Source organism: Pseudomonas sp. PME37.24/006 (genome assembly GCF_055556635.1).
Window position 1 is genome coordinate 1 of sequence record NZ_JBVHNL010000171.1, and the last position, 261, is coordinate 261.

Annotated in this window: 1 protein-coding gene; it reads right to left on the reverse strand. The window is 63.2% G+C overall.

Annotation, left to right across the window (positions count from 1 at the left end):
- Nucleotides 1-261, reverse strand: a 261-nt coding sequence (locus ACZ3GY_RS24285) for a hypothetical protein (RefSeq protein WP_465912332.1), incomplete at both ends; no start/stop codon positions are given.

Genomic DNA, 261 nt, shown 5'->3' on the forward strand with positions numbered 1-261 from the left:
TCACGTCGATACCCAAAGCGCCGTGGCCGCTACCGCTCCGCACGGTCACGGTGGCACCCTCAGCGTAAGTAGTTCCGCCTCCGTACCACCGCTCGACGAGCGGCATCCCTCCCCGTCCGAGGAAGAGCAGCTTGTAGTCTCCCGGCTGGATCCAGAGAACATAGTCGTCGGTGTAGGGGTTGGCGATTGCGCTCGCGCGATAGCCCAATCCGCCGCGCTCAACCGGATACGCCCGAACCTCAATGTCGCCCTTGATGTTCT